The 23,441-nt window shown below is 71.7% G+C and carries 20 protein-coding genes and 1 tRNA gene; 16 read left to right on the top strand and 5 right to left on the bottom strand.

Translation table 11 applies throughout. The annotated features are described in order from the left end of the window. Nucleotide 1: 1 nt before the first annotated feature. Genes QU602_RS11305 through QU602_RS11295 form a run of 3 tightly spaced genes read right to left on the bottom strand, consistent with a single transcriptional unit; the run spans nucleotide 2 to nucleotide 5,510 of the window. Nucleotides 2-2,800 (bottom strand): ATP-binding cassette domain-containing protein, encoded by a 2,799-nt coding sequence (locus QU602_RS11305; protein WP_308796555.1) that lies wholly within the window; start codon nucleotides 2,798-2,800, stop codon nucleotides 2-4. Next, the gene (locus QU602_RS11300; RefSeq protein WP_308796554.1) at nucleotides 2,797-3,843 is read right to left on the bottom strand and encodes an ABC transporter permease; all 1,047 of its coding nucleotides are present in this window, start codon (nucleotides 3,841-3,843) and stop codon (nucleotides 2,797-2,799) included. The genes QU602_RS11305 and QU602_RS11300 overlap by 4 nt, the downstream gene beginning before the upstream one ends. Beyond that, nucleotides 3,840-5,510, bottom strand: coding sequence for an ABC transporter substrate-binding protein (locus tag QU602_RS11295; protein ID WP_373692802.1), 1,671 nt, complete (start codon nucleotides 5,508-5,510; stop codon nucleotides 3,840-3,842). The genes QU602_RS11300 and QU602_RS11295 overlap by 4 nt, the downstream gene beginning before the upstream one ends. 76 nt (nucleotides 5,511-5,586) lie before the next feature. Here QU602_RS11295 and QU602_RS11290 point away from each other — a divergent pair, with 76 nt between their 5' ends. From QU602_RS11290 to ndk, 5 genes are all read left to right on the top strand, one after another. Then, a complete protein-coding gene (locus QU602_RS11290; RefSeq protein ID WP_308796553.1) occupies nucleotides 5,587-5,937 on the top strand; it encodes a GntR family transcriptional regulator in 351 nt (116 codons plus the stop codon). 239 nt (nucleotides 5,938-6,176) lie between these two features. Continuing rightward, nucleotides 6,177-9,497 carry an isoleucine--tRNA ligase gene (gene ileS, locus QU602_RS11285; protein WP_308796552.1) on the top strand — a complete coding sequence of 1,107 codons (3,321 nt, stop codon included), beginning with the start codon at nucleotides 6,177-6,179 and terminating at the stop codon, nucleotides 9,495-9,497. Then, on the top strand, nucleotides 9,494-10,873 hold the full coding sequence (locus tag QU602_RS11280; RefSeq protein ID WP_308796550.1) for a bifunctional folylpolyglutamate synthase/dihydrofolate synthase: 1,380 nt from the start codon (nucleotides 9,494-9,496) through the stop codon (nucleotides 10,871-10,873). The genes ileS and QU602_RS11280 overlap by 4 nt, the downstream gene beginning before the upstream one ends. Continuing rightward, nucleotides 10,870-11,289, top strand: coding sequence for a DUF4233 domain-containing protein (locus QU602_RS11275; protein WP_308796549.1), 420 nt, complete (start codon nucleotides 10,870-10,872; stop codon nucleotides 11,287-11,289). Before QU602_RS11280 ends, QU602_RS11275 begins: the two co-directional genes overlap by 4 nt. Beyond that, nucleotides 11,286-11,708: a nucleoside-diphosphate kinase gene (gene ndk / locus QU602_RS11270; RefSeq protein WP_308796548.1), complete on the top strand. Its 423-nt coding sequence runs from the start codon at nucleotides 11,286-11,288 to the stop codon at nucleotides 11,706-11,708. Before QU602_RS11275 ends, ndk begins: the two co-directional genes overlap by 4 nt. A gap of 51 nt (nucleotides 11,709-11,759) precedes the next feature. Here the strand turns inward: ndk and QU602_RS11265 are convergent, their stop codons facing one another. Continuing rightward, a complete protein-coding gene (locus tag QU602_RS11265) occupies nucleotides 11,760-12,386 on the bottom strand; it encodes a vitamin K epoxide reductase family protein (protein WP_308796547.1) in 627 nt (208 codons plus the stop codon). A 274-nt stretch (nucleotides 12,387-12,660) separates the two neighbouring features. Here QU602_RS11265 and QU602_RS11260 point away from each other — a divergent pair, with 274 nt between their 5' ends. Continuing rightward, nucleotides 12,661-15,654: an Rne/Rng family ribonuclease gene (locus QU602_RS11260; RefSeq protein ID WP_308796546.1), complete on the top strand. Its 2,994-nt coding sequence runs from the start codon at nucleotides 12,661-12,663 to the stop codon at nucleotides 15,652-15,654. An 82-nt stretch (nucleotides 15,655-15,736) separates the two neighbouring features. Here QU602_RS11260 and QU602_RS11255 read toward each other — a convergent pair whose 3' ends face one another. Continuing rightward, complete coding sequence (locus QU602_RS11255) at nucleotides 15,737-16,021, bottom strand: DUF4031 domain-containing protein (protein WP_308796545.1); 285 nt, start codon at nucleotides 16,019-16,021, stop codon at nucleotides 15,737-15,739. A 367-nt stretch (nucleotides 16,022-16,388) separates the two neighbouring features. Here QU602_RS11255 and rplU point away from each other — a divergent pair, with 367 nt between their 5' ends. The 10 genes from rplU (at nucleotide 16,389) to QU602_RS11205 (ending at nucleotide 23,297) form a co-directional block, all read left to right on the top strand. Beyond that, the gene (rplU, locus tag QU602_RS11250; protein ID WP_308796544.1) at nucleotides 16,389-16,697 is read left to right on the top strand and encodes a 50S ribosomal protein L21; all 309 of its coding nucleotides are present in this window, start codon (nucleotides 16,389-16,391) and stop codon (nucleotides 16,695-16,697) included. A 21-nt stretch (nucleotides 16,698-16,718) separates the two neighbouring features. Continuing rightward, entirely contained in the window at nucleotides 16,719-16,976 is a 258-nt protein-coding gene (rpmA, locus tag QU602_RS11245; RefSeq protein WP_308796543.1) for a 50S ribosomal protein L27, read from the top strand. A gap of 73 nt (nucleotides 16,977-17,049) precedes the next feature. Beyond that, nucleotides 17,050-18,570 carry a GTPase ObgE gene (gene obgE / locus QU602_RS11240; RefSeq protein WP_308796542.1) on the top strand — a complete coding sequence of 507 codons (1,521 nt, stop codon included), beginning with the start codon at nucleotides 17,050-17,052 and terminating at the stop codon, nucleotides 18,568-18,570. Beyond that, nucleotides 18,567-19,385 (top strand): glutamate 5-kinase, encoded by an 819-nt coding sequence (gene proB, locus QU602_RS11235; RefSeq protein WP_308796541.1) that lies wholly within the window; start codon nucleotides 18,567-18,569, stop codon nucleotides 19,383-19,385. Before obgE ends, proB begins: the two co-directional genes overlap by 4 nt. 9 nt (nucleotides 19,386-19,394) lie before the next feature. Continuing rightward, entirely contained in the window at nucleotides 19,395-20,663 is a 1,269-nt protein-coding gene (locus QU602_RS11230) for a glutamate-5-semialdehyde dehydrogenase (protein WP_308796540.1), read from the top strand. A gap of 73 nt (nucleotides 20,664-20,736) precedes the next feature. Then, nucleotides 20,737-20,943, top strand: coding sequence for a hypothetical protein (locus QU602_RS11225; protein ID WP_308796539.1), 207 nt, complete (start codon nucleotides 20,737-20,739; stop codon nucleotides 20,941-20,943). Nucleotides 20,944-20,960: 17 nt separating this feature from the next. Continuing rightward, entirely contained in the window at nucleotides 20,961-21,560 is a 600-nt protein-coding gene (nadD, locus tag QU602_RS11220; protein ID WP_308796538.1) for a nicotinate-nucleotide adenylyltransferase, read from the top strand. 32 nt (nucleotides 21,561-21,592) lie between these two features. Next, nucleotides 21,593-22,675, top strand: a complete 1,083-nt coding sequence (locus QU602_RS11215) for a hypothetical protein (protein WP_308796537.1) — start codon at nucleotides 21,593-21,595, stop codon at nucleotides 22,673-22,675. 76 nt (nucleotides 22,676-22,751) lie between these two features. Further along, nucleotides 22,752-23,129 (top strand): ribosome silencing factor, encoded by a 378-nt coding sequence (gene rsfS, locus QU602_RS11210; protein ID WP_308796536.1) that lies wholly within the window; start codon nucleotides 22,752-22,754, stop codon nucleotides 23,127-23,129. A 92-nt stretch (nucleotides 23,130-23,221) separates the two neighbouring features. After that, nucleotides 23,222-23,297: transfer RNA gene (locus tag QU602_RS11205), tRNA-Ala, on the top strand. Nucleotides 23,298-23,441: the final 144 nt, after the last annotated feature.

Here is a 23,441-nt window from a genome sequence, read left to right as displayed (position 1 = left end):
GTCAGCGTCCGACGGCGGAGGCCAGCATCGGCTGATCGCGGAGCAGGTCTCGGGTGTAGGCGGCGGACGGATCGCCGAACACCTCGTCCGCGGGCCCGGTCTCGACCACGCGGCCGTCGCGCAACACGAGCACGCGGTCGGCGACGTGCCGGATCACGCCGAGGTCGTGCGACACGAACAGGTAGGCGATCCCGCGCTCGCGCTGCAGGCGGTCGAGCAGGGCGAGGACCCGCGCCTGGACGGTGACGTCGAGTGCGGAGACGGGTTCATCGAGCACGAGGACGTCGGGATCGGCCGCGAGTGCACGCGCGATCGCGACGCGTTGCCGCTGCCCTCCGGACAGCGAGGCTGGCGATCGTGCGGCGAAGGCCGCGTCGAGTCCGACATCGCCGAGCAGCTCGGCGACGCGCGCGGGCCGGCTTGATCGCGGTGTCTCGGTGGGCAGTGCGTCGGCGATCGCGCGGCCGACCGGCCAGCGCGGGTCGAAGCTCGACGACGTGTCTTGCGCGACCTGTCCGATGCGCCGCCTGAGCGGCCGGCGCTGACGCTCCGAGCGCCCGGTCCACGGCAGGCCGAACAGCTCGACGTCGCCCGCGTCGGGGGTCTCGAGTCCGAGCACGATGCGGGCGAGCGTGGTCTTGCCCGAGCCCGATTCGCCGACGACGCCCAGGGTCTCACCCGGCCTGAGCTCGAACCCGACGCCGTCGAGCGCGACACGCGCGCCGAACGACCTCCGGACCCCGGTCGCGACGACCGCAGGCCTTGGCCGCGTGGCGGGCGCCCGGGGCGCGTCGCGTGCCGCGGCGTCGGGTGCGGGGGATGCGTCGGTCGGGACCGAGGGTGGGGCTGCGGCGGTGCCGTCGGAGGTCGGCGTCCGTGTCGTGTCGGCCGGCGTCAGCGTGTCGTGCGCCGCGGCGGCGGGTGCGGGGTGAGCTTGGGACGGGCGCCTCGGCGGAAGTGCGGCGGCGGCGACGAGCTCGCGCGTGTACGCGGCCTGAGGCTCGGTCAGCAGCTGTTTGACCTCGCCGCGCTCGACGATGCGCCCGCCGCGCATCACGAGCACCCGGTCGGCGACGTCGGCGACCACGGCGAGGTCGTGGCTGATGAGGAGGATGCCGGTCCCGGCGGACTTGAGGCGCGCGAGCTCGTCGAGGACGTGGCGCTGCACCGAGGCGTCGAGCGCGGTCGTCGGTTCGTCGGCGATCAGCACAGGAGGATCGAGCACGATCGCCGAGGCGATGAGCGCACGCTGGCGGAGCCCGCCCGACAGTTCCCCGCTGCGCTGGCGGGCGCGTGCTTCGGGGTCGGGCATGCCGACGCGCACGAGCGCGTCGCGCACGCGCTCGGCGCGCGCGTGCGCGGGGAGCCGGCGGTGCAGCCGGGCCGCGTCGGCGATCTCTCGCCCGATCGGCCTGAGCGGATCGAGCGAGACGAGCGCGTCCTGCAGGATCAGGCCGATACGCTCGCCCCGGATGGCGCGCCACTGCCGCGGCGAGAGGCCGCGCAGATCCCGTCCCTCGAGCTCGAGCCCCGTCGCGTCGACCGCGGCGCCGCTGCCCGCGAGCCCGAGCAGCGCGCGTGCGGTCACGGACTTGCCGGAGCCCGACTCGCCGACGATCGCGACGCACTCGCCGCGGCGCAGCGAGAACGAGACGTCCTGGACGACCTCCCGATCGCCGAACGCCACGCTCAGGCCCGCCACGTCGAGGAGCGGCGCGTCCGCGTCCGTCGTCGCCGCGCCCGAGGCATGCGGATCGCCCGAGGCATCCGGAGCGCCCGAGGCATCCGGAGCGCCCGAGGCATCCGGAGCGCCCGAGGTATGCGTCGCGCCTGAATCCGCCGCGTCGCTCGCCGACGCGACCGCGCCCCCGGCGGCCGCGCGCCCGGCGGCCTCGGCGCGCCGCGCCGGCCGCGAGGCGAGCCGCCGACCCAGCACGGTGGCCGTGATGATGGTGCCGACGATCATGAGCCCCGGCATCACCGTGAGCCACCAGGCGGTCTGGATGTAGGTGCGGCCCGCATTGAGCATCGCCCCCCACTCGGGAGCGGGCGGTTGCGCCCCGAGCCCGAGGAAGCTCAGCGTCGACGCCCAGACGACGGCCTGGCCGACGCCGAGCGTGGCGAGCATGAGCAGATCCGACGTGAGGTTGGGCAGGATCGAGCGGGCGACGATCCGCGTCGGCGGATGCCCGAGCAGCCGAGCCGTCTCGACGAATCCGGTGCGGCGGATCCGGAGCACCTGTCCGCGGACGATGCGCGCGTAGCCGGGCGCCGTGGACAGGCCGACGGCGATCGTCGCGGGCAGCGGCCCCGGCCCGGCGACCACGATCACCAGGAGGGCGAGCAGCAGGCTGGGGAAGGCGAACAGGACCTCGAGCACGCGCCCGACGACGGCGTCGGCGACCCGGCCCGCGAGTCCGGCGACGAGTCCGAGCACGAGGCCGAGCGCGAGGCCGATCGCGGTCGCCGCCACGCCGATCAGCAGCGAGGCGGCTGCGCCGTGCACCAGCCGCGTGTACACGTCGCGCCCGGATTCGTCGGTGCCCAGCCAGTGGCCCGGCGAGGGAGGTGTGAACGCCTCGGCCGGGTCGATCGCGAGCGGGTCGCCCGGTGCCAGCAGTGCCGGCGCGAACGCCGCGATCGCGAGGAACAGCGCGAACCCGAGCGCGAGCAGCTCGCCGATGCTGAGCGCCGGCCGGCCGAACAGGGTGAGCCGTGGCACGCCTCGCGTGCCGAGCGCCTCGAGGTCGCCGGTCCGGCCGGTGCGGCCGCTCCGGCCGCCGAGCTCCGGGCCGCTCATGCCGTGGCCTCTGCGACGGGCGCCCGGAGGCGCGGGTCCAGCGCGGCGCTCACGATGTCGGCGACGAGCGTGACGACGATGTAGGCCAGCGCCGAGACGAGGACGATCCCCGTCACGAGCGGCACGTCGCGGAGGGTGACCGCCTGGAGCAGCGAACGTCCGAGGCCCGGCCGGGCGAAGATCGTCTCGACGACGACCGCGCCCGACACGAGGTAGCCGAACGCCCACGCACTCAGGTTCACGCCCGGCACGGCGGCGTGCCGCAGCGCATGCCGCAGTCGGAGGCCGGTCTCGGTCTCACCGCGGGCCCGGGCGGAGAGCGCGAACGGCGTCGACAGCGCGGTCAGCAACGACTCGCGCATGACCTGCGCGAGGAAGCCGGCGACCGGGATCGCGAGCGTCAGCACCGGCAGCACGAGGCCCGCGACGTCACCGGTGCTGACCGGCGGCAGCACGCGCAGCCACGAGCTGAACACGACCACCAGGACCGCCGCGAGCCAGAAATGGGGGAGCGCGGCCGCGATCGTCTCGATCGTGCCGCCCACCGCGGCCGCGGCACGGCCGAGCCGTCGGCGCGAACGGACGGATGCCCCGGCGCCGCCGCTCCCCGCATCGCCCGCGCCGAGCGTCGAGAACAGGGCGAGCGAGACCGCGAACGCCCACGCGAGCACGAGCGCGAGCAGGGCCAACGTGAACGTGCCCGGCAGCTGGGCGCCGATGACCTCCGCGACCGGCTGGCGCAGGGCGTACGAGGTGCCGAGGTCGAACGTCGCCATGCGGCCGAGCGCGAGGAGGTACTGCTGCCAGAGCGGGAGGTCGAACCCGTACTGCTCGCGCACCGCGGCCAGCGCCTCCTCGCCGGCCTGCGACCCGGGTCCGCCGAGGATCGCGGCGGCGGGATCGCCGGGGATCAGGCGGACGACGAAGAACGTGATCGTCGCGACGGCCCACAGCACGAGGACCGCGCCGAGCAGCCGCACGCCGAGCCGGCGCGCCGTCGACCCGCGTCGACGGCGCGCCGGCTCGGCGTGCGACCCGCTCACTCGGTGAAGCGCGCGTCGAGGAAGGTCGGTGTGGACACGGTCGGCATCGCACGGACCCCCTCGAGGCGTGTGGTCAGCAGGTAGTGGTTCTGCTGGTCGTAGATCGGCAGGAGGTAGTAGCCCTCGAGCACGCGCTGTTGCACGTCGGCGTAGATGGCGGCGCGTGCCTCGGCGTCCTGCGAGGCGGATGCCTGCTCGAGCAGGGCGTCGATCTCGGGATCGCGCACCTGGGCGAGGTTCGCGAAGTAGCCGCTCGGTGCGGGCACGGTGCTCGCGGAGTGGAAGAGGATGCGCAGCACGTCCGGCCCGACCTTGGTGTACGGGGCGCTGACGAGCTCGTACTCGTGCGCCGCGAGTGCGGCGTACCAGCTCGACAGGTCGAGCGGGGAGAGCACGACGTCGAAGCCCGCGTCCCGCGCGCCCGCGGCGAGCTGCTCGAACAGCGACTGCTCGGCCGGGGTGGACTGGTTCGTGCTCACCGGGAACCGCAGGGTGAGTCGGGTGCCGTCCTTCATGCGCGTGCCGTCGCTGTCGCGCTCGGTCCAGCCGGCCTCGTCGAGCAGTGCGTTCGCGCGATCGGGGTCGACCGCGAAGAGCTCAGGCGCGCTGTAGGCCGTCGGCTCGACGCTCGACAGCGGCGAGGTGCCGCGCTCGGCCGTCCCGAAGAACAGTGCGTCGATGCCGGCCTCGACGTCGACCGCACGGATGAACGCCTCGCGCACGCGGACGTCGTCGAAGGGCGGCTTGCTCGAGTCGAGCTCGATGCGGTTCGCGGCACCCGGCCGCGGCGCGTCGAGCTCGGTGATGCCCGCTGCGTCCGACGCCGCGGCGATCGTGTCGGGCTGGGCATTGTCGATGACGTGCACCTCGCCCGACTGGAGCGCGGCGTACCGCGTCGCGGAATCCGGCAGGAAGCGCCACTCGATGCGGTCGAGGTAGGCCGGGCCGTCATGTCCCGCATCGGCCGGAGCGGACGCGTAGTCGGGGTTGTTCGCGAACACGATGCGGTCCTGCGGGGTCCACGACTCGACCACGAACGGACCGGTGCCGATGGGGGCCAGGCAGTTCTCGTCGGTGCCGCGGGCGAGCCCGGCCGGGGACTCGATCGCGGTCCACGGCTGGCTCAGCGACTCGAGCAGCGCGCTGTCGGGCGCGCTGAGGTGGAAGCGCGCATGCGTGGGCTCGACCGCTTCGACACGCTCGACCTTTGCGAGCGCGAGCCACCCCGTCGACGACGCGGTGTCGGGGTCCTGGATGTGCTCGACGTTGGCCTGCACGGCGGCCGCGTCGAACGGCGTGCCGTCGGTGAACTCGATGCCGGGCTTCAGCTCGAAGTCCCAGGTGAGTCCGTCCTCGGAGACCTGCCACGACTCGGCGAGCCACGGGATGATCTCGCCGTCGGCGTCCCGCGAGACCAGCGACTCCAGGAACTGCGTCGCCGCCAGCGCCTGCGGATAGTTGCCCCCGACGTGCGGGTCGAGGCAGGTCGGCTCCGCGTCGCCGGTCGCGTAGACGAGCGTGCCGCCCTCCTCGGGCTCCGCGGTGCCTCCGGGCGCCCCGGCGGTGCAGGCGGCGAGGACGAGGGTCAGCGCCGCGACGGCGGTGGGCAGGAGGAGATGGCGGCGCCGGGTGGGGGAGGACGCCGCGGAGGATGCGGGAGAGATCACGGTGCTCATCCTGACAGCGCGGACGCGTGTCGGCGAGGAAATTGCGCGAATCGAACTAGCACAATAGGCTCAAATCGTGCTCATCCGAGTCGATCCGTCCCGCACCGAGCCACTCTTCGCCCAGCTCGCGTCGGGTCTGCGCGCCTCCATCGTCGACGGCCGCATCGCGTACGGCGAGCGCCTTCCCGCGGCACGACAGCTCGCGGCCGACCTCGACCTGAACGTGCACACCGTCCTCCGGGCGTACCGGATGCTCCGCGACGAGCGCCTGATCGAGCTCCACCCGGGCCGAGGGGCGGTCGTGGTCGTGCGGCTCGGGCACCACACCGCGCTCGCCGGAGCCATCCACGACCTCGTCGACGAGGCGAAGCTGAACGGCATCGGCGAGCCCGCGCTCGTGGAGCTCATCCGCGCCGCATACCGGTGACCCGAAAGGTCGCGCCGGACCCGATACACTGGCAGGACCGACATCGATCCGGCCATCACCGGGGAGTCTTCGGAAGAACGCGGGCCGCGGCTCGTCAGTAGAACCGAACGGGGCTGGCCCGTCACAGCCAAAGAAGGAGGGGTCCCGGCGTGTCCGGGACAAGCGAGGTGGTACCGCGACGCGGGCTTTTCGAGCCGGCGCCGTCCTCGTGAAGGCATCCGTCCCCGCAAGGAGCGAGCGTGTACCCGCGCACCCCAGACGACCACGGCGTGACCCCCTCACCGGACTTCCCGGCGATCGAGCAGCAGATCCTCGCCTACTGGAAGGCCGACGGCACCTTTCAGGCGTCGATCGACCAGCGCGAAGGCGCGCCCGAGTGGGTCTTCTACGACGGTCCGCCGTTCGCCAACGGCCTGCCGCACTACGGTCACCTGCTGACCGGGTACGCGAAGGACGTCTTCCCGCGGTACCAGACGATGCGCGGCAAGCAGGTGCACCGCCGATTCGGCTGGGACACGCACGGCCTGCCCGCCGAGCTCGAGGCCGAGCGGCAGCTCGGCATCACCGACAAGAGCCAGATCGAGGAGATGGGCATCGCGGCGTTCAACGAGGCCGCGCGTGCCTCGGTGCTGCGCTACACCAAGGAGTGGCAGGAATACGTCACCCGGCAGGCGCGCTGGGTCGACTTCGAGCACGACTACAAGACGCTCGACGCGACCTACATGGAGTCGGTCATCTGGGCGTTCAAGCAGCTGCACGAGAAGGGCCTCGCCTACGAGGGCTATCGTGTGCTGCCGTACTGCTGGCGCGACCAGACCCCGCTGTCCAACCACGAGCTGCGCATGGACGACGACGTCTACAAGATGCGCCAGGACCAGACCGTCACGGTCACGTTCCCGCTGACCGGCCCCAAAGCCGAGACACTCGGCCTGACCGCGACGCGTGCCCTCGCGTGGACGACGACGCCCTGGACCCTGCCCACGAACTTCGCGCTCGCCGTCGGCCCCGACATCGAGTACGCGGTCGTGCCCACCGGCCCGAACGGCACGCCCGACGCGACCGTGAACCGCGAGCTCGTCACGGCGGGCGGCGACCACGAGGTCCTCGCCGCCGACTACCTGCTCGCGCTCGACCTCGTCGGCAACTACGCGAAGGAGCTCGGCTACGACTCCGCCGAGGCGGCGCGCGCGGCCGTGACCCGCACCATCCGCGGTGCCGAGCTCGAAGGGGTCACCTACGACCGGCTCTTCGACTACTACGCCGACGTCGAGGCCTACGGTCTGCAGCACGCCTGGCGCATCCTCGTGGCCGACTACGTCACGACCGATGACGGCACCGGCATCGTGCACCAGGCTCCCGCCTATGGCGAGGAAGACCAGAAGATCGGCGAGGCGAACGGCATCCCGGTGATCATCTCGCTCGACGATGCCGGCCGCTTCCTTCCGGCCGTGACCGACGTCGCCGGCCTGCTCTGGAGCGACGCGAACAAGCCGCTCACGCAGCTGCTGAAGGCCGAGGGGCGCCTGCTCCGCCAGGCGAGCTACGAGCACTCGTACCCGCACTGCTGGCGCTGCCGCAACCCGCTCATCTACAAGGCGGTGTCGAGCTGGTTCGTGCGCGTGCCCGAGTTCCGCGACGAGATGGGCGAGCTGAACCAGGACATCACCTGGGTGCCCGAGAACGTCAAGGAGGGGCAGTTCGGCAAGTGGGTCGCGAATGCGCGCGACTGGTCGATCAGCCGGAACCGGTACTTCGGCTCGCCGATCCCGGTGTGGAAGAGCGACGACCCCGAGTACCCGCGCGTCGACGTGTACGGCTCGCTCGAGGAGATCGAACGCGACTTCGGCCGGCTGCCGCTCAACGCGCACGGCGAACCCGACCTGCACCGGCCGTACATCGACGACCTCACGCGCCCGAACCCGGACGACCCGACCGGGGCGTCGACCATGCGCCGCATCCCCGATGTGCTCGACGTGTGGTTCGACTCGGGGTCGATGCCGTTCGCGCAGGTGCACTACCCGTTCGAGAACCAGGAGTTCTTCGACTCGCACCACCCGGCCGACTTCATCGTGGAGTACATCGGCCAGACGCGCGGCTGGTTCTACGTCATGCACGTGCTCTCGACCGCGCTGTTCGGTCGGCCCGCGTTCAAGAACGTCGTGAGCCACGGCATCGTGCTCGGCAGCGACGGGCAGAAGATGTCGAAGTCGCTGCGGAACTATCCCGACGTGGCCGAGGTGTTCGACCGCGACGGATCCGACGCCATGCGCTGGTTCCTGATGTCGAGCTCGGTGCTGCGCGGCGGCAACCTGGTCGTCACCGAGGAAGGCATCCGCGAGGGTGTGCGCCAGCTCATGCTGCCGCTCTGGAGCACCTGGTACTTCTTCTCGTTGTACGCCAACACGGCGAAGGAGGGCGGGTATGAGGCATCCCGCCGAACCGACTCGACCGATGTGCTCGACCGGTACCTGCTCGCGAAGCTGCGCGAGCTGGTCGAGGCGGTCACAGCGGATCTCGACGCGTTCGACTCGCCGCTCGCTGCGCAGAAGCTCCGCGACTTCGGCGACGTGCTCACCAACTGGTACGTACGCCGCTCGCGCGACCGGTTCTGGGCCGGGGTCGGCGAAGACGGTTCGGGCGCCGCCGCCTTCGACACGCTCTCCACCGTGCTCGAGACGCTCACCCGCCTCGCGGCGCCGATGCTGCCGCTCGTGAGCGATCAGATCTGGCGTGGCCTCACGGGCGGGCGCAGCGTGCACCTCGAGGACTGGCCCGAGGCATCCGAGTTCCCCGCCGACCCCGCGCTCGTCGCGGCGATGGACGCGGTGCGGGAGCTCTCGAGCACGACGCTCGCGCTCCGCAAGCAGGCGGGCCGCCGGGTGCGGCTGCCGCTCGCGTCGCTCACGGTCGTCACGGCGGATGCCTCGGCGCTCGCGCCGTTCGAGGCGATCCTCCGCGACGAGCTGAACGTCAAGCACGTCGAGCTCGTCACCCTCGACGAGGCGAGCGCCGACCGTTTCGGCGTCACCAAGCGCCTCACGGTCAACGCCCGGGCGGCCGGGCCCCGGCTCGGCAAGACGGTGCAGCAGGCGATCCAGGCCGCACGGTCGGGCGACTGGTCGGTGAACGGCGATGGTGTGATCGCCGGCGGGATCGCGCTGCAGCCGGGCGAGTACGAGCTCGTGCTCGAGGCCGGCGGGGCGGGCGACGGGCAGCGCGCGCTGGGACTGCTCGGCGACGGCGGCTTCACGATCCTCGACACCGCGACGACGCCGGAACTCGAGGCCGAGGGCCTGGCACGCGACATCGTGAGGGCGGTGCAGGAGACGCGCAAGGCCGAGGGGCTCGAGGTGGGCGACCGCATCCGGCTCGGGCTGACGCTCGATCCGGGCGGCGCGGCCGCAGCGGCCGCGCACCGTGACCTCATCGCCGGCGAGACCCTCGCGGTCGAGCTCGACATCTCGGTGCTCGACAGCCCGGGGGTCGTGCTGTCGGAGATCGAGGGTGCGCGCACCGTCGGCGAGACGTCCACCCTCCTCGTCGACCTGGAGAAGCGATGACCGACCAGTTCCCCGACGAATCGGGCGCTGCCGTCCGCGATGCGGCCGACGACGTCTACCGCGCCCTGCTCGGACGCGTCGGCGAGCAGTCGCCCGAGCCGCGGCTCTCGGCCACGCTCCGCGCCGTCGAGGTGCTCGGCGACCCGCATCGCGCGGCACCCGTCATCCACCTCACGGGGACGAACGGCAAGACGTCGACCGCTCGGATCGTCGAGAGCCTGCTCAGGGTGAGCGGGCTCCGTACCGGGCTCATGACGAGCCCGCACCTCGCACGCTTCACCGAACGCATCCGCGTCGACGGCGAACCCGTCGCCGACGCCGACGTCGCCCGCATCTGGTCGGAGATCACGCCCTACGTCGAGCTGGTCGACGCCGAGCTCGAAGGTCGCGGCGAGCCGGAGCTGACCTACTTCGAGGCGCTCACGGTCCTCGCGTTCGCGGTGTTCGCCGACGCGCCCGTCGACGTCGTCGTGCTCGAGGTCGGCATGGGCGGCGAGTGGGACTCGACCAACGTCGCCGACGGCCAGGTCGCCGTGTTCACGCCGATCGCGCTCGACCATGTGGCCCGGCTCGGGTCGACCGTCGAGCAGATCGCGCGCACCAAGGCGGGCATCATCAAGCCGGGCGCCGCGGTGGTCACCGCGTTCCAGCCCGCCGAGGTGCTCACGGTGCTGAGCGAGGTCGCCGAGCGCAACGACGCGACGCTCGCCGTCGAGGGCGGTGGGTTCGCCGTGCTCGAGAGCCAGGTCGCCGTCGGCGGCCAGGTCGTCTCGGTGCGCGGGCTCGCGGGAGAATACCGCGACCTCGAACTGCCGCTCTTCGGTCGCCACCAGGCGGAGAACGCCGCGCTGGCGATCGCCGCGGTCGAATCGTTCGTCGGCGGCGGCGCGGTGCGTCTCGCCGACGAGGTCGTGCAGAGCGGGCTCGCCTCGGTCGCCTCGCCCGGCCGGCTGCAGCGGATCGCGAGCGAGCCGACCGTCATCGTCGACGCCGCGCACAATCCGAACGGTGCCGAGACCCTCGTCGCCGCCCTCGAGGAGTATTTCGACTTCGCAGAGCTCGTGATCGTGCTCGGGGTGCTCGGCGACAAGGACGCCGAGGGCATCGTGCGCGAGCTCGCCCGCACGGGCGCCCGGTTCGTCGTCACGCAGTCCGAGTCCGACCGCGCGATCCCGGCCGAGCAGCTCGGCCGGGTCGTCGCCGGCGTGGTCGGCGGCGAGCGGACGCAGGTGATCGAACGCTTCGAGGAGGCGCTCGAGACCGCGCGCGACTGGGCGGCGGACGCCCCCGGCGCCGGGGTCGTCGTGACCGGCTCGATCACCCTCGTCGGCGATGCCATCGCGTTCGCCGAGGACCGTGAGTGGGGGCGCGCGTGAGCGGGTCGACGAGCGCCGAGGCGGCCCTGCCGGCTCCCGAACCGCGCTCGCTGCGCCGCAGCCTCGCGTCGATCGTGCTCGCCTTCGAGATCTTCGTGGTGTTCCTCGCCGCGCTTGCGATCTGGGGTCTCGCGGTCGACGAGACGCCCTTCGGGCTGCCGCGCTGGTCGATCCTCGTCGTCGGCGGCGTGATCCTGCTGCTCACGATCGCGACCATCGGACTGCTCCGCCATCCGTGGGCGTACGGCCTCGGCTGGGCCATCCAGGTCGTCATCCTCGCGTCCGGAATCCTCAACCCGGCGATGTTCATCGTCGGGGCCGTGTTCGGCGGCATGTGGGCGTACTGCATGGTCGCCGGCGCACGTATCGACCGCAACAGAGCCGCGCACGACGCGGCGGGGAAGGAAGGTCCATGACCACCGCCATCGAAGAGACCCTGGTGCTCGTCAAGCCCGACGGCGTCGCGCGCAACCTCACCGGCGAGATCCTCCGCCGTATCGAGGCGAAGGGCTACTCGCTCGTCGACATCCGGCTCGTCCAGGCCGACCGTTCACTGCTCGCGCAGCACTACGCCGAGCACGAGGGCAAGCCGTTCTACGAGCCGCTCGTCGAGTTCATGCAGTCGGGGCCGGTCGTCGCGATGCGCGTCGCCGGCAACCGCGTGATCGAGGGCTTCCGCGTGCTCGCGGGCACGACCGACCCGACCACGGCGGCGCCGGGCACGATCCGCGGCGACTTCGGCCGGGACTGGGGCCTCGCGGTGCAGCAGAATCTCGTGCACGGCTCGGACTCGGTCGAGTCCGCAGCGCGCGAGCTCGCCCTCTGGTTCGCGTAGACCGCGGAACACCTCGTCGGCCGAGGGCACTCGCTCCTCGGCCGGCGACGGCTACCGGAAGAGGTTCTGCAGATCGATCATGACGCGGGGGATGGCGTTCATCTGCGCCTGCGCGAGCAGGATCACGATCGCGTAGCAGACCACCGTGATGAGCGGGATCCAGCCGTACCAGGCGGCCGCGAGCCGGCGTACGCGCGCCGAGGCGGGGATGCGGCCGGCCCTGAGGTTGTCGAGTGTGACCGCCCAGAACGTCGGGATGGTCACCGCCCAGGTGAGCATGCACCAGGGGCAGAGCACGTCGAGCACGTAGATGCTCTGCGCGATGAGCCAGCCGACGAACACGAGCGCGCCCGCCACGCCGAGGTTGAATCCGAGCCAGAACCAGCGGGGGAACCGGACCCCGGCGATCAGCGCGACGCCGATCGTGATGACGACCGGCCACGCCATGAGGCCGAGGAACGGGTTCGGGAAGCCGAACACCGCGCCCTGCCACGAGCCGAGGTTCACACTGCACCCGACGAGCACGCCGACGTTGCAGGCGGGGACATGCTCGGGGTCCGCCAGCGAGAGCACCTTCTCGAGCGAGAGCTCGTAGGCCGCGAGCAGGCCGAGTGCCCCGGCGACGAGCAGGAAGATCCCGAGTGCACGCGCGCCGGAACGAGGTGAAGTGTCGGCCATGGTCGGATTATGGCACGCCGGTTCAGGCGGTCCCTGTGCAGCCGTGCGATAATCGAAGCAGTCGTCCGGGCCGCGCCCGGCTCGACGCCAACGAAGGCTTTGGGATGCCCTGGCATCCGGATGGCGGTGAACGCACCGCGACGAGGAGGCGACCCGGCTGACGCCGGTCGCCGCAGAGAAGGTTTGGCGGAGACGCGCACCGCGTGTTTCCGCTCCGAGGAGTACCGGGGAGGGATGGCGCGGCCATTCCGACCGGCATAGGAGTGCACCAGAGATGGTGGAAGGCAACGACCAGCAGACCAACGATCCCGGCAACGACGGCGCACCGCGTCGACGAGGCCTCTTCGGCTCGCGGCGCACGCGGGCCAAGAACACCGCGGTGCCCCCGGCCGACGCGCGCGCGACGCCCACCGAAGGCGCCCGTGCCGCCCGCGAGCCGGCGTCGGCGGGCATGACGTCGGGCGGCCGCCCGACCGGTTCGGCGGCCCCGGACCCGACCGCCGGTGGCACGGCCGCCGTCGAGGCATCCGCGGCCCCGCCGTCCCGTGAGGGCGGTGCGGACCAGGGGCGCGCGGAGCCGCGATCCGCACCCCGGCGTCCCGCCGCTGACCGGCCCGAAGAAGCGCGGCAGGACATCGACGAGGCGGACACGGTCGAGCCGGACACGGTCGAGCCGGACACGGTCGACGCGGACGCGCTCGACGCGGACACGGCCGAGCCGGCCGCCGACGAGGCATCCGATGCCGCCGCCGGCGCGTCCGACGCAGGCGACACGCCCGGCGCGCCCGAGCTCGAGCCGATTCCCGGCGGGCTGACGACGACCTCGCTGATCTTCCGCGCGCCGCCGGTGCTCAAGGTGTCCGAGGCGCCGCGCGAGCAGGCTGCGCCCGGCGACGACGCCGCATCGACCGTGCGCCGCCGCACGCGCCGTCGGAGCGGCGAAGACGCCCGCAGCCAGGGCGACGAGCCCGCGAACACGGTCGTCAAGGTTCGCAAGCCGCGCGAGCCCGAGCTGATCACCGAGCCGCAGAAGGTCAAGGGGTCGACGCGGCTCGAGGCCAAGAAGCAGCGCCGGCGCGACGGCCGCGATGCGGGACGACGCCGCACGATCATCACGGAGTCCGAGTTCCTGGCGCGTCGCGAATCCGTCGACCGGCAGATGATCGTCCGGCAGAAGGGCGGGCGCATCCAGATCGGCGTGCTCGAGGACAGCGTGCTCGTCGAGCACTACGTCGCCCGCAATCAGGATGCCTCCCTCATCGGGAACGTGTACCTCGGCCGCGTGCAGAACGTGCTGCCGAGCATGGAGGCCGCCTTCGTCGACATCGGCCGTGGCCGCAACGCGGTGCTCTACTCGGGCGAGGTCGACTGGGAAGCGGCAGCCGAGAACGGCGAGAAGAACCAGCCGCGCCGCATCGAGCTCGCGCTGAAGCCCGGCGACAAGGTGCTCGTGCAGGTCACGAAGGACCCGGTCGGGCACAAGGGTGCCAGGCTCACGAGCCAGGTGTCGCTGCCGGGCCGGTACCTCGTGTACGTGCCGAACGGGTCGATGAACGGCATCAGCCGGAAGCTCCCCGACACCGAGCGTGCGCGCCTGAAGAAGATCCTCAAGGCCGTGCTCCCCGAGAACGTCGGCGTCATCGTGCGCACCGCCGCCGAGGGTGCGACCGAAGAGCAGCTCACGCTCGACGTCAACCGCCTCACGTCGCAGTGGGCCGACATCGCGGCGTCGCTCGAGAAGGTGCAGGCGCCCGCGCTGCTGCACTCCGAGCCCGACCTGCTGGTGAAGATCGTCCGGGACGTCTTCAACGAGGACTTCCAGAAGATGATCATCGCCGGCGACGAGGCTCGCGCCACGATCGAGAAGTACCTCAGCGCCGTCGCGCCCGACCTGCTCGAGCGCGTCGAGGCGTACGAGGGCGAGCGCGACGCGTTCGACGAGTTCCGCATCAGCGAGCAGATCGAGAAGGCGCTCGACCGCAAGGTCTGGCTGCCGTCCGGCGGATCGCTGGTGATCGACCGAACCGAGGCCATGACGGTCGTCGACGTCAACACCGGCAAGTTCGTCGGCTCCGGCGGCAACCTCGAAGAGACGGTCACGAAGAACAACCTCGAAGCGGCCGAGGAGGTCGTCCGGCAACTGCGCCTGCGCGATATCGGCGGCATCATCGTGGTCGACTTCATCGACATGGTGCTCGAGTCGAACCGCGACCTCGTGCTGCGCCGGCTCGTCGAGTGCCTGTCGCGCGACCGCACGAAGCACCAGGTCGCCGAGGTCACCTCGCTCGGACTCGTGCAGATGACGCGGAAGAAGCTCGGCCTCGGGCTGCTCGAGACGTTCAGCGAGCCGTGCGAGGTCTGCGCGGGCCGCGGCATCATCGTGCACCACGAGCCGATCATGAAGCACCGTGCTCCGCAGCAGCAGGTCGAGCGCGGCGGTCGTCGCAATCGCGGTGGTGGCGGCAACGGCGGCGGCTCGCGCGAGTCGCAGCAGCAGTCGGCGCCCGCCGGCCACCACAACGGCGCCCACGAGATCACCGAGGACGTCAAGCACGCGCTCGCGCAGATCGCCGCGTCGACGATCGCCCACACCGGCGGTGACGAGGCCAAGATCGAGGCCGCCGCCGGCGCCCGCGAATCGGATGCCTCGAGTCACGGCCGCTCGTCGCAGGCCGACGAATCGGGCGACACCGCCCCGCGCGGTCGCCGCGGCCGGCACCGCCGAGCCTCGAAGGAGCAGTCGGCACCGGCCGGCGAGCGCGCCGACGCCGGGTCGACGGCCGCAGACGACGTGCGGGCGTCCGTGCCCGCAGAGGGCGCGCGTGCCGAGTCCGAGTCGTCGTCTGACGCGTCCGCGTCCGCCGAGCCCGCGTCCGCGTCCGCGTCAGCCGAGCCTGCGTCAGCCGAGTCGTCATCCGCGTCCGCGACCGCCGCGTCCGCGGGCGCGGGCACGAAGCGTGCCGGCGGTGGGTCACGTCGGGCGAAGGCTCCGGGGCAGACGCCGGCGGCCGAGGCGACTTCGCCCGCGCCGACACTGGATCTCCCCGGCTTGCCCGATCTGCCCGGCCGCCGGGAGCGTCCGCGCCCCGCGGCCGACCCCGACGCATTGCTCGGATCCGTGCTCGACTCGTTGCCGGCGCCGAAGAAGCCGGGGGAGGGCCGCGGCCGAAGCCGGCGCGTGTCGACCGCCGCGCTCAGCGGCAACGGCTCGGCACCGGTGATCGTACGGCCCGAGGATGCGGACGGCGACCAGGACTCGCGCAGCTGATCGGCAGGCCGGTCTGATCAGCCCGCTGCGCTGATCAGCCCGGCTGCCCGTCGGTCGGGCTGCCCGTCCGCCGGGCCGCCCGTCAGTCGGGCTGCCCGCGCCCGTGCCGCTGCTTGGGCGTGACGCGCAGGCCGCTGCGGGCGAGGCGACGGACGAGCTCTCGCGGCTCGACCGGCGTCGCGCCCGCGGCGACGAGCTCGCCGTACCGCTCGACGGGCACGTCGTAGTGGTCGAGATCGAACGCGCGCGCCGGCACGCCGGCCCGCCGTGCGAACTCGTGCAACTCGTCGAGCGACGCGTCGCTCACGAGATGCCCCCAGAGCGTGCCGTGGTTCGGCCACAGCGGCGTGTCGATCAACACGGTCATGTCCGCGATTCTAGGCACGGCCACCTGCGCCGCACGGCGAGTCGTCGGGAACATCCGGCGACACGCCGACGTCCTCGGCGATCGGACGGCGTGTCGGTGCAGGAATGCCGACGACTGGTCGCGCCGAGGCGGCGGGAGACGGAGCGTGTCCACTGGACGGCGGCGCGGCCGGCGTGGCGTGCGTTTGACCGGCCACGGGGCATCCGGTAAACTCGACCGCTGGTGCCCTCCGCTTATCACGGGGTGCACGTACAGTTTTCTGGCACGACCCTCCTTCCCGCTGGGGTCCGGCGCAGTGACAGTCACAATCACGTGACACTCCCATTCAGCAGACGGAGCTCAGGCTCCCCAGAGTTAGGTACGAGCAGTGGTTTACGCAGTAGTGCGCGCCGGCGGCCGGCAGGAGAAGGTCGAGGTCGGCACCATCGTGACGATGGACCGCATCAAGGCAGGCGAGAACGGCACGGTCCAGTTGACCCCCGTCCTCCTCGTCGACGGCGACAAGATCACCTCCGACGCCAAGTCGCTCGCGAAGGTCACGGTCACGGCTGAGGTCCTGAACGACCTCCGCGGCCCGAAGATCGTGATCCAGAAGTTCAAGAACAAGACCGGGTACAAGAAGCGCCAGGGCCACCGTCAGGAGCTCACGCGCGTCAAGGTCACCGGCATCAAGTAAGACGGCTGAGGAGAGACTGACATGGCACACAAAAAGGGAGCGAGCTCGACTCGCAACGGTCGTGACTCGAACGCCCAGCGCCTCGGCGTGAAGCGCTTCGGCGGTCAGGTCGTCAAGGCCGGCGAGATCCTCGTCCGCCAGCGCGGCACCCACTTCCACCCGGGTGCGGGTGTCGGCCGCGGTGGCGACGACACGCTGTTCGCGCTCGAGGCCGGCTCGGTGCAGTTCGGTGCGAAGGGCGGCCGCAAGGTCGTCAACATCGTCGCGGTCGACGCGTAGTCGATCGGTTTTTTCGTGAGGGCGGGCTTCGGCTCGCCCTCACGTGTTTCCACAGTCAAGAGAGGGCCCGCTCATGGTGAGCTTCGTCGACGAGGTCCGGCTGTTCGTGAAGGCCGGACACGGCGGCAACGGCTGCGTGTCCGTTCGCCGCGAGAAGTTCAAGCCGCTCGCGGGCCCCGACGGCGGCAACGGGGGCAAGGGCGGGGACATCGTGCTCGTCGCCGACCCGCAGGTCACCACTCTGCTCGCCTACCACGGTCGACCGCACCGCACCTCGCCGAACGGCCAGCCCGGCATGGGTGACAACCGGTCCGGTGTGACCGGCGACGACGTCGAACTGCCGGTGCCCGTCGGCACCGTCGTGAAAGACGAGAACGGTGACGAGCTCGCCGACCTCGACGAGCCGGGCATGCGATTCATCGTCGCACCTGGCGGCCAGGGTGGGCTCGGGAACGCGGCGCTCGCATCCACCAAACGCAAGGCGCCCGGATTCGCCCTGCTCGGCACGCCGGGCTACGAGGGCGAGGTCACACTCGAGCTCAAGACCATCGCGGATGTCGCCCTCGTGGGCTTCCCATCGGCCGGGAAGTCGAGCCTCATCGCCGCGATGTCGGCGGCCCGGCCCAAGATCGCCGACTACCCGTTCACGACGCTGCACCCGAACCTCGGTGTGGTGGAGGCGGGCGACCACCGGTTCACGGTCGCCGACGTGCCGGGGCTCATCGAGGGTGCGAGCGAGGGCAAGGGGCTCGGACTCGAGTTCCTGCGCCACGTCGAGCGTTGCTCGGCGCTGCTGCACGTGCTCGACTGTGCCACGCTGGAGCCCGGCCGCGACCCGGTCAGCGACCTCGAGGTCATCCTCGCCGAGCTCGCCGCCTACCCGGTGCCCGAGGGTCAGGTGCCCCTGCTCGACCGGCCGCAGCTGATCGCCCTCAACAAGGTCGATGTGCCCGAAGCGCGCGAGCTCGCGGCCTTCGTCCGCCCCGAGCTGGAGTCCCGCGGCTACCGCGTGTTCGAGATCTCGACCGTGTCGCACGAGGGGCTGCGCCAGCTCGGCTTCGCGCTCGGCGACATCGTCGACGAGGCGCGTCGGGAGGCGGCGGCGGCACCGGCAGGTCCCCGCATCATCATGCGGCCGAAGGCCGTCGACGAGCAGGACTTCGTCGTGCGGGCCGAGGGCGGCACCTACGGCACGACCTACCGGGTGCTGGGCGGCAAGCCCGAGCGGTGGGTCGCGCAGACCGACTTCACCAACGACGAGGCCGTCGGCTTCCTCGCCGACCGGCTCGCGAAGCTCGGCGTCGAGGACCAGCTGGTGCGTGCCGGCGCGGTTGCCGGATCGACGGTCGTGATCGGCGCGGGTGCCGGCGTCGTGTTCGACTGGGAGCCGACGCTCACCTCGACCGCCGAACTCATGACCGCCCCGCGCGGCACCGACGTGCGGCTCGACGACCAGCGTCGCGCCACCCGCGCCGAGCGCAAGCAGGAGTACCACGATCGCATGGACGCGAAGGCCGAGGCCCGCGCGGAGCTGCAGCGCGAACGCGAGGCCGGACTCTGGTCCGACGAAGACGAGGGGGAGAGCGAACAGTGACCCCGCGGAGCCGCTCCGACATCCCCGGCGCACGCCGCATCGTCGTCAAGGTCGGCTCGTCGTCGGTGAGCGGCGAGAACGCCGGCCAGATCGAGCCGCTCGTCGACGCCCTGGCCGAGGCCTACGAGCGCGGGGCCGAGGTCGTGCTCGTGTCATCCGGTGCGATCGCCACCGCGATCCCGTTCCTGGACCTCGGCGGCCGGCCGACCGACCTCGCGACCCAGCAGGCCGCGGCCGCGGTCGGCCAGAACGTGCTCATGTGGCGCTACCAGACGAGTCTCGACCGGCACGACATCCTCGCGGGGCAGGTGCTGCTCACGGCCGGCGACCTCGAGAACCCCACGCCGCGCCAGAACGCGCAGCGCGCCATGGAACGCCTGCTCGGGCTGCGCATCCTGCCGATCGTGAACGAGAACGACACCGTCGCGACGCACGAGATCCGGTTCGGCGACAACGACCGGCTCGCGGCGCTCGTCGCGGAGCTGATCGCGGCGGACCTGCTGGTGCTCCTCTCCGACGTCGACGCGCTCTACACCAGGCCGCCGCACCTGCCCGGCGCCGAACGGATCGCGCACGTCCCCTACGGCGACGACCTCGCGGGCATCGAGATCGGGGCGGCGGGCCGTGCCGGTGTCGGCACCGGCGGTGCCGAGACGAAGGTGTCCGCGGCGCGGATCGCCGCGGCCGCCGGCACCGCGGTGCTGATCACCGCGACGCCGCTCGTGGCCGACGCGCTCGCCGGGCGCGAGCTCGGCACCTGGTTCGAGCCGGCGACCGAGCGTCACGAGGATTCGGGCTCGGCCACGCGTCCCTAGACTGAGACCATGGCGCATCCCGAACTCGATCCCGCTCGTCTCGATGCCCGGCTCGCCGCCGTGAAGGAGGCGTCCTACCGGCTCGCCATCGCGACCACGGCCGAGAAGGATGCCGCGCTCGAGCAGGTCGCGAAGCTGCTCCGCGAACGTCGATCCGACATCGTCGCGGCGAACCAGGAGGACCTCGAGGCCGGGCGCGCGTCAGGCCTCGCCGACGGGTTGCTCGACCGGCTCCGGCTCGACGAGCGGCGCATCGGAGCGCTGGCGGACGCCGTGCTCGACGTCGTGCGGCTCGAGGACCCGATCGGCGAGACGGTCTCCGGCCGTTCGCTCCCGAGCGGGGTCCGCATCGACCAGGTCAGGGTGCCGCTCGGTGTCGTCGGCGCGATCTACGAGGCGCGGCCGAACGTCACGATCGACATCGCGGCGCTCGCCCTGAAGAGCGGCAACGCCGTCGTCCTCCGGGGCGGTACCGCCGCCGAGCATACGAACCGGGTCCTCGTCCAGCTGCTGCGTGACGCGTACGCGGCGGCCGGCCTCCCCGCCGACGCCGTGCAGACGGTCGACGACTACGGCCGAGCCGGCGCGAGGCATCTCATGCAGGCCCGCGACTACGTCGACGTGCTGATTCCGCGCGGCAGCGCGGGGCTCATCCGGGCCGTCGTCGACGAGGCGAAGGTCCCCGTCATCGAGACGGGTGCAGGCGTCGTGCACATGTACCTCGACGAGAGCGCCCGAGAAGACTGGGCGGTCGAGCTCGTGCACAACGCGAAGGTGCAGCGCCCGAGCGTGTGCAATGCGCTCGAGACCCTGCTCGTGCACCGCGCCGCCGCCGATCGGCTGCTTCCCTCGGTGATCGACCGCCTCGAGGCATCCGGAGTGACCGTCCATGGCGACGACCGTGTGCGGGCCATCCGCCCGGAAGCCGTGCCCGTCACCGACGAGGACTGGGCCACCGAGCACATGAGCCTCGACCTGTCGGTGGGCATCGTCGACTCGATGGACGACGCGCTCCGGCACATCCGGCGCTTCTCGACCAAGCACACCGAGTCGATCGTGACGAACGATCTGGGCAACGCGGAGCGGTTCCTCAACGAGGTCGACGCGGCGGCCGTCATGATCAACGCGTCGACGCGGTTCACCGACGGCGCCGAGTTCGGGTTCGGGGCCGAGGTCGGGATCTCGACCCAGAAGTTGCACGCCCGCGGGCCCATGGGTCTGCCTGAGCTGACCAGCACGAAGTGGATCGTGCGCGGCGCGGGCCACGTACGCGAGTGACGGCCCCACTAGACTGTCGTGTGCGCGCCGCCGCCCGACGGCCGGTACGCGAGAAACGAAAGGAACACCCCGAATGAGCCTGGTGACCGCGGTCTTCGCTGAGACGGTACACGCGCGCGAGCTGCCCATGGATCCCTTCTTCTACGGGCTCATCGCGCTCGTCATCCTCCTCGCGCTGGGTGCTGTCACCTACTCGTACCGCGATGTCGCGAACCGCCACCGCCACAAGTCGGAGGCGTACGCCGCTCGGCACGGCGGAGACGACCACGCCGCGCACTGAGCGGGGTCGATCGCGCAATGTCGGGTGAGGGTCGCCGGCCCCGGGTCGGGGTGATGGGCGGCACATTCGACCCCATTCACCACGGCCACCTGGTGGCGGCGAGCGAGGTCGCCCAGTCGTTCGATCTCGACGAGGTCGTGTTCGTGCCGACCGGTCGCCCCTCGTACAAAGAGGTGGTCACGCCACCCGAGCACCGGTACCTGATGACGGTCATCGCGACCGCATCGAACCCGCGGTTCACGGTGAGCCGGGTCGACATCGACCGCTCGAAGCCGACCTACACGATCGACACGCTGCACGACATCCGCCGGGAGCGGCCCGACGCCGAGCTGTTCTTCATCACCGGTGCCGACGCGGTGGCCCAGATCTTGTCGTGGCGGGACGTCGGCGAACTGTGGGAGCTGGCGCATTTCGTAGCGGTCAGTCGCCCAGGTCATGTACTCTCCGTTTCGGGATTGCCTGAGCAGCACGTATCCTTGTTGGAGGTTCCGGCGCTGGCGATCTCATCGACCGACTGCCGGAGCCGGGTGCGCCGGGGGTTCCCGGTCTGGTACCTCGTACCCGACGGGGTGGTCCAGTACATCTCCAAGCACCACCTCTACCGGAGTGTCGAATGACATCGCAGGATCGGCCCCTCACGCGCCGCGAGATGCGTGAGCGAGAGCGCCTGCTGGAGCAGCAGGCGGCTTCAGCGAGCCCGCAGACGGATGCTCCGGCGCCGGCCTTCCCCGTCTCGCCGCCGCCGCAGTCGGCGCCGGCATTCCCGCCCGCACCGCAGCCGGCCGCACCCGCCGACGACCCGGCCGACGCCGTCGAGACCGAACCGGCCTCGACGTTCGCGCCCCGGGCGGCGAACACCGCGGCCACCGAGGGGTCGCTGTTCGGCGGTCCGGTCGCGGAACCCGTGACCGACGCGCCGGCGAACGCCGCAAGGCCTGCCGCGGTTGAGCCCGGCTTGACCGAACCGACCAGGACGTCGTCGTTCGCGCCGGGGGCCACCCCGCAGGCCTGGTCGCGGCCCGCTGTCGCGGTCGACGATGACGACGATCCGACGCCCGAGCGCACGCTCACGCGACGTGAGCTGCGCGCGCTGATCGAGTCCAGCCGGTCCGGCGATCTCGACGATCTCGAGGGCATCGACGATCCTGCCGGTGACGCGCCCGCCGCGAAGGCGGCGCCGGCTCGCGTCACCACGCCGCAGCAGCCCACCGCGACCTCGGCCGCCGACGAGCCGGCGCTCGGCGCGAAGCCGGTCGGCCACTGGACCTCGCAACTCGACCTGCCGGAGGAGCAGCCCGAGCCGTTCGATCAGCTGCTCGCCCGCGGCGGCGGCGGCTCGCACGGCGTTCCGACCACGACGAGCGCGCTCATTCTGCCCTCCATGCCGCATCAGGGTGCCATCGGGCAGCCGTTGCCCGATGGCGGCGAGATCATGGTCACCGGCTCGATCGACCTGCCGCGCAGCTACGGCGCCACCGGCCTGCACCCGAGTCAGCTCGACACCGGCGACGTCGACCGGTTGATCGACCATGTGGAAGACGCCGGCGGTGCGGGTGTCGCACCCGTCTCGGCGAGTCGTGCGGTGAGCACGCAGGGGCATCCGCGCGACATGATCGCCCCACCGAAGAAAGAGGGCGTGAATGCGCCGCTCGTGCTCGCCGTGACGGCGGGCGTCCTCGCGCTCGGCGTCGTCGCGAGCCTCGTCGTCGGTGCCCTGGTGGGGATCTTCTGATCCGGCTCGCGATGGCTCCCCGCATCCAGCGCCACACCGGTCGCGCCGACCGGGCCGTCCTCCCTGAAGGGAACGCATGACCGCCTCTGCCCACGCTCTCGACCAGCTCGCGGTGGCCGCGCGCGCGGCCGACGCCAAGGGCGGTGAGGACCTCGTCGCGCTCGACGTGTCGGGCGCGATGCCGTTCGCGGACGTCTTCCTGCTCGTCACCGGCACCTCCGAGCGCAACGTGCTCGCGATCGCCGACGAGGTCGAAGACCGCCTGGGAGGCCGCGCACTGCGCCGTGAGGGCCGCGAACACGGCCGATGGGTCCTGCTCGACTTCGGGGACCTGGTCGTGCACGTGTTCCACCGCGAGGACCGGATGTACTACGGGCTCGAACGCCTCTGGCTCGACTGCCCGCCGATCCCTGTCGAACCGCTGCTCGAAGCGCCCGCCGAAGCCGCGGAGTGAGACCGGCTCGATTTCATATCCCGGCCACCGCGGTGTAATCTGAATCCGTTGCCCGCGAGAGCGGAGTAGCGATCTGGGGCTGAGGTCCCGATGGGTCTGTGGCGCAGCTGGTAGCGCACCTGCATGGCATGCAGGGGGTCAGGGGTTCGAGTCCCCTCAGATCCACCAATGTGATGAGTCGCGACGGACGTCACGCCTGAGTCGCGAATTGGGTCACGTTTCGGAAGCCCTCGGCCATCGGCCGAGGGCTTCTGCGTGTACGGGGAACGTGGGCCCGGTTCGGCGGAGATGGTCGCGGCGAAGTCCTCCGCA

The organism is Agromyces protaetiae, from assembly GCF_030866785.1.
Taxonomy (GTDB): Bacteria; Actinomycetota; Actinomycetes; order Actinomycetales; family Microbacteriaceae; genus Agromyces; species Agromyces silvae.
This window is presented reverse-complemented; position numbering and strand designations above follow the sequence as displayed.

Excerpts from the sequence above, each read along its gene's own strand:
- QU602_RS11255 (WP_308796545.1), bottom strand. The coding sequence starts at position 16,021 with ATGACCGTGTTGATCGACACGCCGCTGTGGCCGAACCACGGCACGCTC.
- QU602_RS11230 (WP_308796540.1), top strand. The coding sequence starts at position 19,395 with ATGGCGCATCCCGAACTCGATCCCGCTCGTCTCGATGCCCGGCTCGCC.
- nadD (WP_308796538.1), top strand. The coding sequence starts at position 20,961 with ATGTCGGGTGAGGGTCGCCGGCCCCGGGTCGGGGTGATGGGCGGCACA.
- QU602_RS11225 (WP_308796539.1), top strand. The coding sequence starts at position 20,737 with ATGAGCCTGGTGACCGCGGTCTTCGCTGAGACGGTACACGCGCGCGAG.
- QU602_RS11215 (WP_308796537.1), top strand. The coding sequence starts at position 21,593 with ATGCGTGAGCGAGAGCGCCTGCTGGAGCAGCAGGCGGCTTCAGCGAGC.
- QU602_RS11305 (WP_308796555.1), bottom strand. The coding sequence starts at position 2,800 with ATGAGCGGCCCGGAGCTCGGCGGCCGGAGCGGCCGCACCGGCCGGACC.
- QU602_RS11265 (WP_308796547.1), bottom strand. The coding sequence starts at position 12,386 with ATGGCCGACACTTCACCTCGTTCCGGCGCGCGTGCACTCGGGATCTTC.
- obgE (WP_308796542.1), top strand. The coding sequence starts at position 17,050 with ATGGTGAGCTTCGTCGACGAGGTCCGGCTGTTCGTGAAGGCCGGACAC.
- rpmA (WP_308796543.1), top strand. The coding sequence starts at position 16,719 with ATGGCACACAAAAAGGGAGCGAGCTCGACTCGCAACGGTCGTGACTCG.
- ndk (WP_308796548.1), top strand. The coding sequence starts at position 11,286 with ATGACCACCGCCATCGAAGAGACCCTGGTGCTCGTCAAGCCCGACGGC.
- QU602_RS11260 (WP_308796546.1), top strand. The coding sequence starts at position 12,661 with ATGGTGGAAGGCAACGACCAGCAGACCAACGATCCCGGCAACGACGGC.
- rsfS (WP_308796536.1), top strand. The coding sequence starts at position 22,752 with ATGACCGCCTCTGCCCACGCTCTCGACCAGCTCGCGGTGGCCGCGCGC.
- QU602_RS11280 (WP_308796550.1), top strand. The coding sequence starts at position 9,494 with ATGACCGACCAGTTCCCCGACGAATCGGGCGCTGCCGTCCGCGATGCG.